Raw genomic sequence first — 14,647 nt, forward strand, 5'->3', positions numbered from 1 at the left:
GGCTCACATCACCTGGATTTCGGCCTGCAGGGCGCCGGCGGCCTTGATGGCCTGCAGGATTGTGATCATGTCGCGGGGGCCGACGCCCAGCGCGTTCAGGCCATCGACCAGTTCGCGCAGCGACACGCCGCGAGGCAGGATGCCGAGCCGGCGGTCGGCCTGATCGTCAACCTGGATGTCGGTGCGCGGCACCACCACGGTCTGGGCGCCGCCGACGGCCGTGCCGGCCACGGTCGGCGTGCCGGTGCCCGGCACGGCCTGGGTGATGGTGTCGAAGACGAAATTGCCCGCGGCATCCTTGACCGGCTGGCCGTCGGGGCCGATGCGCGGCACCTGCACGGTGCCGGTGCTGGCCGAGGTGCCGGCGAGGCCGGGAACGGCGGTAGCGCCGGGCGAGAAGGGCAGCGGCTGCGAGACCTGCGGCGTTTCGGTGATCCGCACCGTCAGCGAGCCCTGTGCGATCGCCACCGTGTCGATGCGGACATTCGGACCCATCACGATGGTGCCGGAGCGCTCATCGATGATCACGCGGGCCATCTGGTCAGGTTCGATCTGCAGCTGCTCGATTTCGGTCATGAAGCCGATCACGTCATTCTGCCAGCGCTGCGGAATGTCGACATGCACGGTGGTCGGGTCGAGTGCGCGCGCGGTCGGCACGCCGGCGAGGGTCGATACCGCCTGGCTGATGCGGCGTGCGGTGGTCAGGTCGGGATTGCGCAGCGAGAGGCGCAGCACCGGCAGGGAAGCAAGTTCGAAGCCGACCTCGCGCTCGACGATCGCACCGTTGGCGATGCGCCCGCTGGTCGGCACGCCGCGGGTGACCTGGGCTGCGGCGCCCTGTGCCTTGAACCCGCTGATCGCGACGGCGCCCTGTGCCACGCTGTAGACTTCGCCATCGGCGCCGAGCAGCGGGGTCACCAGCAGGGTGCCGCCCTGCAGGCTCTTGGCGTCACCCATGGTCGATACGCTGACATCGATGCGGGCGCCCTGGCGGGCGAAGGGCGGCAGGGTGGCGGTGACCATCACTGCGGCGATGTTGTTGGTGCGGAAGGTGCCGGCATCACGGATGTTGACGCCGAAGCGCTCCAGCATTGCCTGCAGGCTCTGCCGGGTGAAGGGGGCGTTGGTCAGGCTGTCGCCGGTGCCATCGAGGCCGACCACGAGGCCGTAGCCGACCAGCAGGTTGTCCCGGATTCCCTCGAAATCGGCGACATCCTTGATGCGGGAGCCGGCCAGGGCCGGCTGCGCCAGGCCAAGGGCGGCCAGCACCGGCAGCAGGACCAGGATGCGGATCAGGCCAGAAACCGACTGGCGGAGATTGCGGTACGTCATCGCGTCTACCCCTGAAAACGGCCCGGCAGCGCCGGGAAATTCCGGAAAGATAAATGCGAGTTCCGTGCCACATGGTAACCAGTTGATATAAAAGAGGAACCATCACACCTGAGAGCTGCCGGGCGGCAAAAAATGCCGGCTTTACCTAGGCAGCCTTATCAGGCACCATGCGCGGGTAACGGGCCAAGACCTCCATGAGCATCAACAAGATAGACGGTCCCGGCGGCGTCAAGCCCGGGGCCCCGAAACGCGCCGGCTCGTCCGGCGCGACCGGCGATACCAGCTTCTCCAGCCTGCTGAAGACCAGCGAGAAGCCGGTCGGGCCGGTCAGCCAGTCGGCGCCGATGGCGGCTCTCGATGCCATGCTCGCCGTGCAGGCCGTGGACGAGCAGGGCGGCGGCCGCAAGAACCGCGAGCGGGCTTTCCGCCGGGGTTCGAGCCTGCTGGAACGTCTGGACGAGATCCGGATCGGCCTGCTGCAGGGCAGCATCCCCGCCGACCGGCTGCAGACCCTGGCCGCAACCCTGCGCAGCGAGAAAATGGCGGTGGAAGACCCCCGGCTGGCCGAGGTGATGGCCGAGATCGAGCTGCGCTGCGAGGTCGAATTGGCCAAGCTTGGCCTCTGATTTTCCGGCCCGTTACATAATTTTTACACGAAATCATAGGCTTATCGCCTGCGAGTAGTCCTTGCCGGGAACCGGCCCGATTCTTATACTCCGCGCGCCGCGACCGGGGGTTCCGGAGTCGTCGCGGCACCGTTGGAGGGTCTTGCATGGGAATCCAGTTGAAGGCGAATTACCGGCCGACCGAGAACGAACCCTTCATGAACCCGCGCATGAAGGAATACTTCCGCCGCAAGCTGCTGGCCTGGAAAGAAGACATTCTGCGGGAATCGAACCAGACCCTGCAGCATCTGCAGGAAGACACCACCCAGGAGCCGGATATTGCCGACCGCGCCTCGGTGGAAACCGATCGCGCACTGGAACTGCGCACCCGCGACCGCCAGCGCAAGCTGATCGCCAAGATCGATGCGGCGATGAAGCGGCTGGAAGACGGTTCCTACGGCTATTGCGAGGAGACCGGCGAGCCGATCTCGCTGAAGCGGCTGGAGGCCCGGCCGATCGCCACCCTGTCGATCGAGGCGCAGGAGCGGCACGAGCGCCGCGAGCGTACGCATCGCGACGACATGTAGACGCAACCCGGCCATCCTGCCGGAATGACGAAAAGGCCGGTCTTCTGACCGGCCTTTTGCGTTTTTCGCCCTGGCTTCTGCCGCGGTCCGCATCCTGCGGTCCTGACGCACTTTCTGACGTGCCCGTTCCCGGGCGAGGGCGTACTGCTTCCGCGCGCTCAGAACGGGAAGATGATGTCGTAGATCTGCTGTCCCCAGCGGCCCTGCTGGACATCGCTGAGCTGGCCGCGGCCGCCGTAGGAAATCCGGGCCTCCGCCATCTGGGTGTGGTTGACAGTATTGGTGGCGGTGATGTCCTCCGGGCGCACGATGCCCTGCACCAGCAATTCCCGGATCTCGTTGTTGACTCGGATTTCCTGGCGGCCCTGCACCACGAGGTTGCCGTTCGGCAGCACCTGGGTGACGATGCCGGCGACGTTGACGGTGACCTGTTCCTGCCGGTTGATCTGGCCCTGGCCCTGCACCTGCGATGCTGCATTGGTGTTGACCAGCGTCGACGGCGTGGCGCCATTGAAGATGCGGCCGATCGCGCTGCTTTCGAAACCGAGGAAGTTGGACAGCCCGGCCTCTTCGCTGTTGTCCCGCGAAGTGCTGGTGTTGTTCTGCACCGAGGCACGATCCTGGATGTTGACGTTGACCGTCAGGATGTCGCCGACCCTGGCGGCGCGCTGGTCCTTGAAGAACTGGCGTGCACCGGGCCGCCACAGCGAGTTGGCCTGGCGCGGTGCCACTTCCGGCGACGGCATCGGCAGGCTGACCGGCCGGTAGTCACGCTTTTCGGTCGGATTGTCGATCTTGCTCATCTGCGGCGGCTGGCCGATATCGGCCAGGCGGCTGAAATTGCAGGCGCCGAGCGACAGGGCGAGGCCGGCGACGGCGGCGAGGCGGAGCGGGGTGGCGAAGCGGATCATGACCGTAATCCTTGTTCTGGATAGGGCGTCAGTTGGCAGCGATCACGTGGGCGGCGGTAAGAACCTGCACCTGGTCCGGGCCGGTGATGGTGGCCTGCACGGTTTTCTTGCTCTGCAGGTTCATCACCTGGATCACGTCGCCGATGCTGCCGGCATCCAGCGCGCGTCCGGTGGTGGTGATGGTCAGGCCGGGACCCTGGGCGATCATGGTGACCAGGGTGTTCTTGGCAATCGCCTCCGGGCGGCCGATATCCGCGCTGCGGATCGGTTCCCCGGTGCGCAGCGGGCGCCGCGGGCTCTGACCGACCAGCTCGCTTGCCTTGTCGATATAGCCGCCGCCATAGCGGCCGGCCGGCACCTGCACCCATTCGATGTCGCCGCGGGCAATGGTATCGCCGGGCGCAATGCGGTTTTTCAGGACCGGGATCGACTCGATTGCCGTGGCGCGGCCGGACACCCGCATCGTTTCGCGGCGGCCCGGCGCGGTCAGGTCGGCGACGAAGCGGCCGCTGCGGGCATCGAAGGAGAAGCCGGCGACCTGCAGGGTGGCGGGCATCCCGGCGGGCACTTCGATCTCGTTGCCATAGCCGTGGAAGCTGACCTCGACCGGCTGGCCGCCGTTGCGCTGGGTGATCAGGTCGGCAATGCGCCGGGCGATCTCGCGTTCGCTGATGAAGCGGAGGCCCGCGGCCGGGGTGGTGGCGGTCGCGACCTGGTTCTGTGCCGCGGCGGGGCTGGCGACGCCGGCGCCCAGCAGGAGCACGGCGGCGGTCAGGCCGGTGAGAAGGGCGGTGCGCAGCTGGGTCATGGCATGTTGCTCCTGTCCGGGGGCGTCGGTTACCGCAGGCGGCTCGCCGTCTGCAGCATCTCGTCGGATGCCGTGATGATCTTGGAATTCATTTCATAGGCGCGCTGGGCGCTGATCAGGTTGGTGATTTCCTGCACCGGATTGACGTTGGAGGTCTCCAGATAGCCCTGGCGCAGGGTGCCGAAACCGACCGCATTCGGGTTGCCGACGGTCGGCTGGCCGGATGCCGGGGTTTCCAGGAACAGGTTGTCGCCCTGCGCATCGAGGCCGGCCTCGTTGACGAAGCTGGCCAGCTGGATCTGGCCCAGCTGCTGCGGCTGCGCCTGGCCGGCGATCTGCGCCTCGACGATGCCGGTGGCGTCGATATTCACCGACAGGGCCCCCTGCGGCACGGTGATGCCCGGCTGCAGGGTATAGCCTTCCGCGGTGACGATGGTGCCGGTGGCGTCGACCTGGAACGAACCCGAGCGGGTATAGGCGGTTTCGCCCGAGGGCAGGGTGATCTGGAAATAGCCCTTGCCGCTGATGGCGATGTCGTAGCCGTTGCCGGTGGCGGTCAGGTTGCCCTGCTCGTTGATCCGGTAGACGCCGGCGGCCCGCACGCCGACGCCGATCTGGATGCCCGAAGGCACGATCGTGTTGGCATCGGACGAGGTCACGCCCGGGCGCCGCAGGTTCTGGTACAGCAGGTCCTGGAATTCGGCACGCTGGCGCTTGAACGCCGTGGTGCTCATGTTGGCGATATTGTTCGAGATGACTTCAACATTGAGCTGCTGGGCCATCATGCCGGTTGCGCCGGTGCTGAGCGAACGCATGTGCGATCTCCTCGTCTTATCCGTTACGTGGTGCGGCCAAGCCGCTGAATGGCGGTACGCATGCGCTCATGCTCGGCATCGAGCAGGCTCTGCGTGCTCTGGTACTGGCGGACCACTTCGATCATGGCCGTCATTTCGGTGATCGGTTCGACATTCGACGCCTCGATGGCGCCCTGCACGATCGTGCTGCTGGCCGGCGCCGGCTCCGGATCCTGCGAGGTGGCATACATGCCCTGTGCGGTCTTGCGCAGTTCCTGCTCGCTGGGGAAGCTGACCAGGTCGATCTTGCCGACCTGCTGCTGGCCGATATTGATGGTGCCGTCGGTCGCGATGCCGGGAACGCCCTGGCCGTCCGGGAAGGTGATCACCTGGCCGCGGTTGTCGAGCACGGGGTGCCCGCCGGCGGTGACCAGGCGGCGGTCGGCATCCATCCGCAGATGGCCGTCGCGGGTGTAGCGGCGGCCCTGGGGGGTGTCGACGGTGAGATAGCCGGGGCCGGTGATGGCGAGATCGAGGCTGTTGCCGGTCTGCTCGACCTTGCCGACCCGGAAATCGCGCAGCACGCCGAAGTCATTGACGAAGCTGGTCTTTTCTCCGGTCGCCGGACCCTTGAGAAACTCCTCGAACATCATCCGCTCGCCCTTGTAGGCGGTCGAGTTCATGTTCGCCATGTTGTTGGCGATCACGTCCATCTCGCGCCGCATGGTGGAAAGGCGGGACAGGCCGATATAAGTTGCGTTCTCCATGGCACCAACACTCGCGGTTAGCCGTTGCTGGCCACTGTATTGCAGGCCGCGTGCCAAGTGATTTTTTGGCTGAAAACGAACAAAAAATATGATTAACGGGCCCGCCCGGCCAGGATCTGCCGGGTGCGGCCCCCGGCCACCCGGCAAATTCTGCCGGGTGGTGACAAAGTGTTAACTCTGGGTGCTTAGGAATGGCAGTCTAGAGTGGACCGGGGTCCGGAAGGTGCGGCAGGCATGAGTGACGAAACCGAGGGCCAGCTCGAAGAGGGCGGCGAAGAGGGTGGCGGTCAGAAGAAGCGCGGCAAGCGGGCCATCCTGTTCATCATCATCGGCGTCGTGGTGCTGTTGCTGCTGGGCGGCGGCGGCGCGGCCTATTTCTTCCTGTTCGCCGGCAAGAGCGAGGAGGCCGAGGTCAAGCCGGAACTGCCGAAGGTGACGGTTTTCTACGACCTGCCGGACATCCTGGTGAACCTGAATTCCGGGGGGCGGCAGGCCTCCTACCTGAAGCTGAAGGTCTCGCTTGAGCATAATGACCCGCTGGCAACGCCGAAGCTGAACGAGCTGCTGCCGCGGGTGGTCGACAATTTCCAGATCTATCTCCGCGAATTGCGGCCGGACGATCTGGTCGGTTCGGCCGGTCTGTACCGGCTGAAGGAAGAGCTGCTGATCCGAGTGAACCAGGCAGTGGCGCCGATCAAGATCAACGACGTGCTGTTCAAGGAGATGTTGATCCAGTGACGGGGCGAAGCGGTCATGGCGGATAATCCGGAAGACGGCGGCGCGGAATGGGACGGCGGCGCCGGTGATGACGGGGGCGGTTCCACCCGCATCCTGAACCAGGACGAAATCGACAGCCTGCTTGGCTTCGACGCCAGTGTCGAGGACGATGCGGACAAGGCCGGCATACGCGCAATCATCAACAGCGCGCTGGTCTCCTATGAACGCCTGCCGATGCTGGAGGTGGTGTTCGACCGCCTCGTGCGTCTGATGACGACCAGCTTGCGCAACTTCACGTCCGACAACGTCGAAGTCTCGCTCGACAACATCACCTCGATCCGTTTCGGCGATTACCTGAATTCGATCCCGCTGCCGGCCATCCTCAGCGTGTTCCGTGCCGTTGAATGGGACAATTACGGCCTGCTGACCGTCGACAGCTCGCTGATCTACTCGATCGTCGACGTGCTGCTGGGCGGTCGCCGCGGTACGGCGGCGATGCGCATCGAAGGCCGACCCTATACCACGATCGAGCGCAACCTCGTCGAGCGCATGGTCAATGTGGTGCTCGACGACATGCGCGCGGCCTTCGAGCCGCTGGCGCCGGTCAACTTCTCCTACGACCGCATCGAGACCAATCCGCGTTTCGCCACCATCGCCCGCCCGGCCAATGCGGCAATCCTTGCCCGCCTGCGCGTCGACATGGAAGATCGCGGCGGCCGCCTCGAGCTGATGCTGCCCTATGCGACGCTGGAGCCGGTGCGCGAGCTGCTGCTCCAGATGTTCATGGGCGAGAAATTCGGCCGTGACTCGATCTGGGAAAACCACCTGGCCACCGAGCTGTGGTCCACCGATGTTGAAATCGAGGCGGTGCTGGACGAACAGGTGATGACGCTGGGCCAGGTGATGAACCTGGAGGTCGGCAAGACCATCATGTTCAACGCCACGCCGGAATCGGTGGTGATGATGCGCTGCGGCGGCGTGCCGATGGTCGAGGGCCGCATGGGCCGCATGGGCAACAACATTGCCGTCAAGATCGGCCGCACGCTGAAGAACCTGGGAGGCACCGAATAATGCTGACCATGATCGTCGAAATCGTCGTCGCCGTCCTGCTGGTCGTCACCCTGTCGATTTCGCTGGTGCTGAACCGGCGGCTGGGCAACCTGCGCGCCAACCAGGAGGAGATGCGCCGCCTGATCGGCGAGTTCGACAAGGCGCTGGCCAGGGCGCGCCAGGGCATGACCGAACTGAAGACCACCTCGGCCGCCACCGATGCCGCCCATGAGGAGCGGATGAAGGAGGCCCGCACGCTGCGCGACGAACTCGGCTTCATGATCGAGACGGCCGACCGGCTGGCCGACCGCCTGGCCGGCGAAGCCGCCGGCAACCGCGGCAGTCGTTCGGACAGCCGCGCCGCCGCCCCGCGGCCCGAGGCGCCGCGCCCGGCAGCGCCTGCTGCGGCAATGCGCCGGCCGGCGCCGGAAGCCGGCAGCCGCGATTTCCGGATCGAGCCGCGCTCCGATGCCGAACGCGAACTGCTGATGGCCCTGAGGCAGGCGCGATGAGCGCTGCCCGCCCGCATATCGCCAGCGCCGGGATCGGCACTGGTACCAGGGCCGGCCCTGTGCCGGGGCGGCCATCCCTGCGCAGCCGGGTCCGCATCCTGCCGCTGACGATCCTTGCGGTGGCATTGCTGCTGGGCCTGAAGATCGGCGCCTTCTGGCAGGGCCGCAGCGAATTGTTCGTCACCCCGGCCGGTGCCCAGCAGCCGGCGGCCCAGCCGGCAGGCGGGCAGCAGGCAACCGGCCAGCCGATGCAGGTCGCGCCACGGCCGGGGCAGCAGCCCCAGGGACAGCAGATGGCCCAGGCGGCCGCGCCGCCTGCAGCGCCCGCCGCGGCCCCCGCCGCCGCGGCCCCCGCCGCTGCGGCGCCGGCCCCCGCGACTCCGGCCCCCGCGACTCCGGCCGCCTCGGCCGTGAAATCGCTGGCCGACCGCGACCCCACCACCTTCACCAAGGCCGAGATCGAACTGCTGGCCAATCTGGCGCAGCGGCGCGAGGTGCTGGAGCAGCGCTCCCGCGAACTGGACCTGCGCGAGAGCCTGCTGGCCGCGACCGAGAAGCGGATCGACGAGCGGATTGCAGAACTGAAAAAGCTGGAAGGCAGCATCAAGCAGATCGTCCAGCAGTATGACCAGCAGGAGGAGAAGAACCTGCAGAGCCTGGTCAAGGTCTACGAGAACATGAAGTCGAAGGATGCGGCGCGGATTTTCGAGAAGCTGGACGCGGATGTGCTGCTGAACGTGGTCGAACGCATGAAGGAGGCCAAGGTGGCCGCGGTGCTGGCGGACATGTCGCCGGCGGTGGCCCAGGACCTGACGGTGCGGCTGGCCACCCGCAAGCAGATTCCGGCCAACCTGCGTGCCGGCGCGGACAGAGGGGCGGGTCCCGCCGCTGCGCCGCCGGGGCAGGCGCCGGCGCCTGCACCGGCACAACCGGCAACGCGGTGACGGCCGGTTGCCGGTGGCGCACGGCGCATGGTTAATTTTGCGTTAATCCGTTGATACTGCAGGAAAAGTGAGCCGTTGCGGCGGCCGCCCCCCATGCTAGAATGAGGCTGCATTTCTGAAGCGGTTTCCCAGAACCGGAAGCCGCACCACCGTCAGTGCCGCAGGAGGCGTGCAAGGATGGCAATCGATCTGAGTGTGCTGCTGGGCGGCGGAGTCAGCACGGCGACAGTGTCGCCGCTGGCGATGTATAAGAAGCTGCAGAAGCTCGCCGCCGAAAACGAAGCCAAGAACCAGCCTGACGCCGCAGCGGCGAAGGCCAAGGAAGTTGCGCGGGAGCTCAACAACGCGGCTGTGCGCGTGCGCAATTCGCAGTATCGCGAGAGCAATGCCCGCGTCGAGAATGATGCGCTCTATTACCAGAACCGGGTCAAGACTGCGACCACGGTCAACGAGCTCATCAGCGACGACCGCTTCCTGAAGGTGCTGGCGACGGCGAACGGCCTGAGCGATCTCTACAACACCGACAGGCAGCGCCTGCGCGATATCCTGACCAGCGATCTCAGCGATCCGGGTTCCGTCGCCTACCAGGGGCCCCTGAAGCATCTGGAACTGGCCAAGAAGTACAATTTCGGCGCGGCCGGCACCCAGCTGGATGTCAACGGCAACACCGTCGGCCTCGATGCCGATGGCAAGCTGGCCAATGATGGCACGGTGGTGACCGCGCTGCCGGCCGGTCTTGCGCGGATCAAGGGCATTGCCCTCGACTTCAACGGCGATGCCGTCGTGGTTGATGACATCACCAGCACGAATTACGGCAAGCTGGTCGGCAACCTCGGGACGGCGGCGGCCGATGCCAAGGCGTATTCCGGGGCGCTGACCAAGGCCCTGCTGGAAGAGCAGGCGGCACCGTCGGACACTGCCAACTATTACGAGTACGACGGCGAGGAATACCAGAAGTTCATCGGCCGGTCGGATATCAAGAAGCAGGTCGATTACTACAGGGAAAATATCGGATCGGTGCAGTCGCTGGACGACCTGTTCAAGGACAGTCGCCTGCTGACTTTCCTGCTGAAATCCTACGGCCTGGAAAGCGAGGCGCAGTACCCGGGCAAGATCCGCAAGATCATCGAGAGCGATATCACCGACATCAATTCGCTGGCCAACCGCTTCCAGGATCCGCGCTTCCTGAAGCTGACCGAGGACCTGAATGTGAAGGTCTTCGGCGTCATCAAGCTGAAGCTGGGCCTGCAGACCGACAAGGTCGTGGATAATTACCAGCGGACTTCCTACGAGGAGAATCTCGACGAGCAGGCGCCCGGCGTGCGTGCCGCCATCGAGTTCGAGCGGCGCATCAAGGATGTCAGCCAGACCGTCCAGCTGCTGGGCGACAACGTGCTGCGCGAGGTGGTTACCGTCGCCAACAACATTCCGCAGGAACTCGCCTACCAGGAAGTGGACAGCCAGGTGACGGCGCTGGAGAAGCGCGTCGACGTCAACGAACTGAAAAACGATGCCGGCGCAGTCGAGAAACTGGTGCTGCGCTACCTGACCTTCAAGGACAGCGGCCTGAGCAGCTCGGGCGGCCAGAGCTACCTGCTCGACCTGTTCGGCTAGGCCGCAGCCGCAATGGCGGCGCGCCCGCAATTCGACCGGACGGCGGCCGTTCTGGTGGTTGATGACCACCGCACCATGCAGGCGATCATCTGCAGCCATCTGCGCCGGATCGGCTTTGCGGTGGTGGATGCGGCCGGCGATGCGGTGACGGCCCTCACCATGCTGCGCCAGCGCCGCTACGGCCTCGTCCTCTCCGACTGGAACATGGAACCGATGGACGGCATCGCGCTGCTGCGCAGCCTGCGGGTGGATCCGGTCTATGCCCGGGTGCCCTTCATCCTGGTCACGGCGGAAAGCCGGCCCGACCAGGTGCTGGCCGCCCAGCGCCACGGGGTTGACGGTTACCTCGTGAAACCATTCGACCGTGCCGGCCTGCAGCGGCGGATCGATGCCCTCGCACAGCCGTGACAGACCGGTGAAACAGCCATTCCTGATGTGCAAACAGACTGTTAACGCTCTCGCGTTATCCTGACACACTTCTATAATCATGTGCAGAGCAGCGCGATTCCCGTGCGACAGAAGACAGGGAGCATGACGGACAGGCGCAAGCAGCGCATTCCACGGGCCAGCAGAATCCTCTGTCGTCCCGTTGCCGCCGGCATGGCGCATGCCGGCCTGCTCGTCCTGTTGTCTGCGCCTGTCCTGAGCCAGGCCGTCCTCGCCCAGACCGCACCGCAGGTGAACACGCCACCGGCCGGCATCAGCCAGCCGATGGAACGGCCGATCCCGCCGGTGCCCCGGGTCGGTCAGCCGCCGGTGCCGTCAGTGGTGCCGCCATCGGTGCCGGCCGTGTCCGCAGTGCGGGTGCGGGCCGGAGAACACCCGACCTTCACGCGGCTGGTTTTCGACTGGCCCACCCGCGTCGACTACACCGCCGGGGCCGAAAACGGCCAGGCCGCGATCCGCTTTGGCAGTGCCGTGCCGCTGGATCTGGGCCGGCTGCCGCAGTTTCCGCCGCGCTGGGTCTCGAAACTGGCGGCGCGGGTCGAGGATGGTGCCAGCCGTCTCGATTTCGCCATCCCGGACGGTTCCGCCCTGAAGACCTGGCGGGACGGTTCCAAGGTGGTGGTCGATATCGGCCAGCCGGCCGAAGCCGCCGCGCTCGCAGCAGACAAACCCGCGGCAGACAAGCCCGCAGCTGAGAAACCTGCAGCCGAAAAGCCTGCCGCAGACAGGCCCGCGCCGGCCGCCACGCCGGCACAGCCTGCCGCGGCGGCTGCCGGACGGGATGCAAAGCCGGCCATGGCAGACAGGGCGGCCCCGCCGGCAGCAGCGGCTCCGGCCGCCGCCATGCCGCCGGCCGGAACCGGCGCGGCTGCCACGAGGCCGCCAGCCGCCACGCCGCCGGCTGCCCCGCGGCCGAATGCCCCGCCCGCCGCACCGGCGCCGGGGACTGCTGTGACAGGGACACCTGCGGCAGGGACTCCGGCGCCGGGGGCGCCTGCCGCAGCCGCGTCGCCGGCGGCCGGCCAGCCCGCGGCAACCGTGCCGGCGCCGGCGCCACTGACGGCCGTGCAGTCGGCGCCGCTGGGCACCTTCATGCCGGCGCCGCCGGCGGGTCCGATCGCGGGGCCGCCGCTGGTGCCGGCGGTGGATTCCAGCCGCACCGGCCCGCTGCTCAATTTCCCCTGGTCGCGGCCGGTGGCGGCGGCGGCCTTCCTGCGCAACGGCCATATGTGGGTGGTGTTCGACCGGCCGGCCAGCGTCGATCTCAGGCCGATCACCACCCGTGACTGGGGCGGCGCCATCAACGGCATCGAACAGCTGCCGGTCGATGGCCTGACCGTGCTGCGGATTGCCGTGCCGGGCGGCACGACGGCCAGCTTCACCCGGCGCAATGCCGGCTGGCAGGTGGCCATCAACACAATCCAGCCGGACCAGCTGGTGACCCGGGAGGCGGCGGCCAGCGAGCAGAATGGCGACGAGGCACCGCGCAGCGACGATGGGCGGCGCGAGATCGATGTGCGCCGGCAGCTCGATGCCGATGGCGGCTCCAAGCTGTTCTTCGCGGCCAATGATCCTGCTGCGCCGCTGGCCGTGCCGGACCCGGATACCGGCGAGATACTGACGATCGTGCCGTTTGCCGGCGCCAATGGCGGCGTGCCGGCGCGCCGCGATTTCGTCGAGCTGGCGGTGCTGCCCAGCTATCAGGGCCTTGCCATCACACCCCGGGCCGACAATCTGGAAATCCGCCGCTTTCCGCGCGGCATCGAGATCGGCACCCCGAACGGTCTTGCGCTGTCCTCGCCGCGCGGCGCCAATCCGCAGAGCGGCTCGACCGAGATCCTGCGTTACCAGGACTGGCGCAAGGTCGAGGGCGAGACCTATCTCGAACAGGAAGAAGACCTGCTGCACCGGCTGGCGATGGCAACGCCCGGCCAGCGCCAGGCGGCGCGCATGGCGCTGGCGGGCTTTTATGCCTCGCACGAGATGATGCCCGAGGCATTGGGCGTTCTGGCGCGGGCGCGGGCCGAGCACCCGGATCTCGAACGCGACAAGCTGTACCGCGCGCTGCGCGGCATCGCCAACCTGCAGCTCGGGCGCCTGAACGAGGCATCCAACGATCTCGATTCGCGGATTTTCGACGACGATCCGGACATTCTGGCCTATCGCGGCATGCTCGCGGCCGAACGGGATGACTGGCCGTCGGCGCGGCGTTCCTTCTCTCTGGCCGGCGCTGCCGTGGCGAAATTTCCGCCCGACCTGCGCACGCCGATCCGGCTGCGCATGGCGCGGGCCTGGCTGGCGGGCGGCGACATCACGGCTGCAACCGCCGAACTGGCGGCCCTCGGCGACGACAGCATGAGCCGCGGCGAAGCGGCGGAGGGCCATTATGTCCGCGGCCTGCTGGCCGAAGCCACCAACAAGCCTGAGGAGGCGATCCGCCTGTTCGACCAGGCCTCCGGCAGTGGCGACCGCCGCGCCCGGGCCCTGGCCGAGGCCGCCAAGACCGAACTGCTGCTGGCGCGCAAGCTGATCAAGCCCGAACAGGCCATCGAACAGCTCGACCGGCTGCGCTTTGCCTGGCGCGGCGGCCCCTATGAATTCAACCTGCTGCGCCGCCTGGGCGAACTGGAATTCTCGGTCGGCGACCTGCGCGCCGGCATCACGACCTTCCGGGAACTGGTGAAATACTTTCCGAAATCGCCGGAAATCCCGCTGCTGACCAAGCAGATGAGCGATGAATTCTCCAAGCTGTTCCTCGATGGCGGTGCCCAGGCCCTGCCGCCGCTGACCGCACTCGGGCTCTACTATGATTACCGGGAGCTGACACCGGCCGGCCCCGAGGGCGACGAGATCATCGACAAGCTGGCCGACCGGCTGGTCTCGGTTGACCTGCTCAACCGGGCCGCCGAACTGCTCGAACACCAGATCACCTACCGTCTGCGCGGCGAGCAGCGCTCGAAGGCGGGGGCACGGCTGGCCATCGTCTATCTGCTCGATCACAATCCCGACGCGGCGCTGAAATCGCTACAGAATACCCAGTCGCCGAACCTGTCGCCGGCACTGGTGCAGGAACGCCGCCTGCTGGAGGCCCGTGCCCTGGCCGACCTGGACCGCTTCGCCGAATCCCTCAATCTGCTTGGGTCCGACCAGAGCCCGCCGGCCATGGAACTGCGGGCGGATATCCACTGGCGTGCCAAGGACTGGCTTGCCTTCGCGCGCGTGGTCAGCCAGGTGCTGGGCAACCGGCATGCCGATCCGGCGCCCCTGACGACGGACGAGCGCCGGCAGGTGCTCAAGCTGGCCGTCGCCTATTCGCTCAGCAACGACGTGCCGGCGCTGACCGACCTGCGCCGCCGGTACGACCCGAAATTCCGCGATACGCCGGATGCCGCCACCTTCAATGCGGTGGCCAGCACGATCACCCGCGACAGCGGCGATCCGCGCGAACTGGCGGCGGCAATTGCCCAGATCGGCCAGTACGAAGCCTTCATGGACCGCTACCGCGAACGCGTGGCCCGCGGCGGCCTCAGCGCGATCAACTGACCGCGATCGGCCATGG

Annotated in this window: 14 protein-coding genes; 9 read left to right on the forward strand and 5 right to left on the reverse strand. The window is 66.8% G+C overall.

Going from position 1 to position 14,647, the window contains the following annotated elements; all coding sequences use genetic code 11:
* Positions 1–3 precede the first annotated feature (3 nt).
* Positions 4–1,332, reverse strand: a complete 1,329-nt coding sequence (locus tag ACEQZY_RS19205; protein ID WP_341701907.1) for a flagellar basal body P-ring protein FlgI — start codon at positions 1,330–1,332, stop codon at positions 4–6.
* A 194-nt stretch (positions 1,333–1,526) separates the two neighbouring features.
* On the opposite strand from ACEQZY_RS19205, the gene ACEQZY_RS19210 reads away from it, so the two are divergent.
* Positions 1,527–1,958, forward strand: a complete 432-nt coding sequence (locus tag ACEQZY_RS19210) for a flagellar assembly protein FliX (protein ID WP_341701908.1) — start codon at positions 1,527–1,529, stop codon at positions 1,956–1,958.
* 146 nt (positions 1,959–2,104) lie between these two features.
* On the forward strand, positions 2,105–2,524 hold the full coding sequence (gene dksA, locus ACEQZY_RS19215) for an RNA polymerase-binding protein DksA (protein WP_341701909.1): 420 nt from the start codon (positions 2,105–2,107) through the stop codon (positions 2,522–2,524).
* A 158-nt stretch (positions 2,525–2,682) separates the two neighbouring features.
* On the opposite strand, the gene flgH is transcribed toward dksA, so the two are convergent.
* The 4 genes from flgH to flgF are packed head-to-tail and all read right to left on the reverse strand — an operon-like array spanning position 2,683 to position 5,804.
* Positions 2,683–3,435, reverse strand: coding sequence for a flagellar basal body L-ring protein FlgH (gene flgH / locus ACEQZY_RS19220; protein ID WP_370156539.1), 753 nt, complete (start codon positions 3,433–3,435; stop codon positions 2,683–2,685).
* A 28-nt stretch (positions 3,436–3,463) separates the two neighbouring features.
* Positions 3,464–4,243 (reverse strand): flagellar basal body P-ring formation chaperone FlgA, encoded by a 780-nt coding sequence (gene flgA / locus ACEQZY_RS19225; protein ID WP_341701911.1) that lies wholly within the window; start codon positions 4,241–4,243, stop codon positions 3,464–3,466.
* A 29-nt stretch (positions 4,244–4,272) separates the two neighbouring features.
* Positions 4,273–5,058, reverse strand: coding sequence for a flagellar basal-body rod protein FlgG (gene flgG / locus ACEQZY_RS19230; RefSeq protein ID WP_341701912.1), 786 nt, complete (start codon positions 5,056–5,058; stop codon positions 4,273–4,275).
* A 23-nt stretch (positions 5,059–5,081) separates the two neighbouring features.
* A complete protein-coding gene (gene flgF, locus ACEQZY_RS19235) occupies positions 5,082–5,804 on the reverse strand; it encodes a flagellar basal-body rod protein FlgF (RefSeq protein ID WP_341701913.1) in 723 nt (240 codons plus the stop codon).
* A 234-nt stretch (positions 5,805–6,038) separates the two neighbouring features.
* Between flgF and ACEQZY_RS19240 the strand changes: the two genes are divergently transcribed.
* The 7 genes from ACEQZY_RS19240 (at position 6,039) to ACEQZY_RS19270 (ending at position 14,631) form a co-directional block, all read left to right on the forward strand.
* Positions 6,039–6,542: a flagellar basal body-associated FliL family protein gene (locus ACEQZY_RS19240; RefSeq protein ID WP_341701914.1), complete on the forward strand. Its 504-nt coding sequence runs from the start codon at positions 6,039–6,041 to the stop codon at positions 6,540–6,542.
* Positions 6,543–6,557: 15 nt separating this feature from the next.
* On the forward strand, positions 6,558–7,592 hold the full coding sequence (gene fliM, locus ACEQZY_RS19245; RefSeq protein WP_341701915.1) for a flagellar motor switch protein FliM: 1,035 nt from the start codon (positions 6,558–6,560) through the stop codon (positions 7,590–7,592).
* Positions 7,592–8,083, forward strand: a complete 492-nt coding sequence (locus ACEQZY_RS19250; protein ID WP_370156542.1) for a DUF6468 domain-containing protein — start codon at positions 7,592–7,594, stop codon at positions 8,081–8,083. The genes fliM and ACEQZY_RS19250 overlap by 1 nt, the downstream gene beginning before the upstream one ends.
* On the forward strand, positions 8,080–9,027 hold the full coding sequence (locus ACEQZY_RS19255) for a MotE family protein (protein ID WP_370156544.1): 948 nt from the start codon (positions 8,080–8,082) through the stop codon (positions 9,025–9,027). Before ACEQZY_RS19250 ends, ACEQZY_RS19255 begins: the two co-directional genes overlap by 4 nt.
* Positions 9,028–9,204: 177 nt before the next feature.
* Positions 9,205–10,641, forward strand: coding sequence for a DUF1217 domain-containing protein (locus ACEQZY_RS19260; protein ID WP_370156545.1), 1,437 nt, complete (start codon positions 9,205–9,207; stop codon positions 10,639–10,641).
* A 12-nt stretch (positions 10,642–10,653) separates the two neighbouring features.
* Complete coding sequence (locus ACEQZY_RS19265; protein WP_370156547.1) at positions 10,654–11,049, forward strand: response regulator; 396 nt, start codon at positions 10,654–10,656, stop codon at positions 11,047–11,049.
* 123 nt (positions 11,050–11,172) lie between these two features.
* Positions 11,173–14,631, forward strand: coding sequence for a tetratricopeptide repeat protein (locus ACEQZY_RS19270; protein ID WP_370156548.1), 3,459 nt, complete (start codon positions 11,173–11,175; stop codon positions 14,629–14,631).
* Positions 14,632–14,647: the final 16 nt, after the last annotated feature.

This window comes from Ferrovibrio sp., from assembly GCF_964218355.1.
GTDB lineage: Bacteria > Pseudomonadota > Alphaproteobacteria > Ferrovibrionales > Ferrovibrionaceae > Ferrovibrio.

What these genes read in the sequence shown, in the direction of transcription:
- flgA (WP_341701911.1), bottom strand. Translation starts at nt 4,243, where the DNA reads ATGACCCAGCTGCGCACCGCCCTTCTCACCGGCCTGACCGCCGCCGTG.
- flgH (WP_370156539.1), bottom strand. Translation starts at nt 3,435, where the DNA reads ATGATCCGCTTCGCCACCCCGCTCCGCCTCGCCGCCGTCGCCGGCCTC.
- ACEQZY_RS19250 (WP_370156542.1), top strand. Translation starts at nt 7,592, where the DNA reads ATGCTGACCATGATCGTCGAAATCGTCGTCGCCGTCCTGCTGGTCGTC.
- fliM (WP_341701915.1), top strand. Translation starts at nt 6,558, where the DNA reads ATGGCGGATAATCCGGAAGACGGCGGCGCGGAATGGGACGGCGGCGCC.
- ACEQZY_RS19255 (WP_370156544.1), top strand. Translation starts at nt 8,080, where the DNA reads ATGAGCGCTGCCCGCCCGCATATCGCCAGCGCCGGGATCGGCACTGGT.
- flgF (WP_341701913.1), bottom strand. Translation starts at nt 5,804, where the DNA reads ATGGAGAACGCAACTTATATCGGCCTGTCCCGCCTTTCCACCATGCGG.
- ACEQZY_RS19210 (WP_341701908.1), top strand. Translation starts at nt 1,527, where the DNA reads ATGAGCATCAACAAGATAGACGGTCCCGGCGGCGTCAAGCCCGGGGCC.
- flgG (WP_341701912.1), bottom strand. Translation starts at nt 5,058, where the DNA reads ATGCGTTCGCTCAGCACCGGCGCAACCGGCATGATGGCCCAGCAGCTC.
- ACEQZY_RS19270 (WP_370156548.1), top strand. Translation starts at nt 11,173, where the DNA reads ATGACGGACAGGCGCAAGCAGCGCATTCCACGGGCCAGCAGAATCCTC.
- ACEQZY_RS19260 (WP_370156545.1), top strand. Translation starts at nt 9,205, where the DNA reads ATGGCAATCGATCTGAGTGTGCTGCTGGGCGGCGGAGTCAGCACGGCG.
- dksA (WP_341701909.1), top strand. Translation starts at nt 2,105, where the DNA reads ATGGGAATCCAGTTGAAGGCGAATTACCGGCCGACCGAGAACGAACCC.
- ACEQZY_RS19205 (WP_341701907.1), bottom strand. Translation starts at nt 1,332, where the DNA reads ATGACGTACCGCAATCTCCGCCAGTCGGTTTCTGGCCTGATCCGCATC.
- ACEQZY_RS19240 (WP_341701914.1), top strand. Translation starts at nt 6,039, where the DNA reads ATGAGTGACGAAACCGAGGGCCAGCTCGAAGAGGGCGGCGAAGAGGGT.
- ACEQZY_RS19265 (WP_370156547.1), top strand. Translation starts at nt 10,654, where the DNA reads ATGGCGGCGCGCCCGCAATTCGACCGGACGGCGGCCGTTCTGGTGGTT.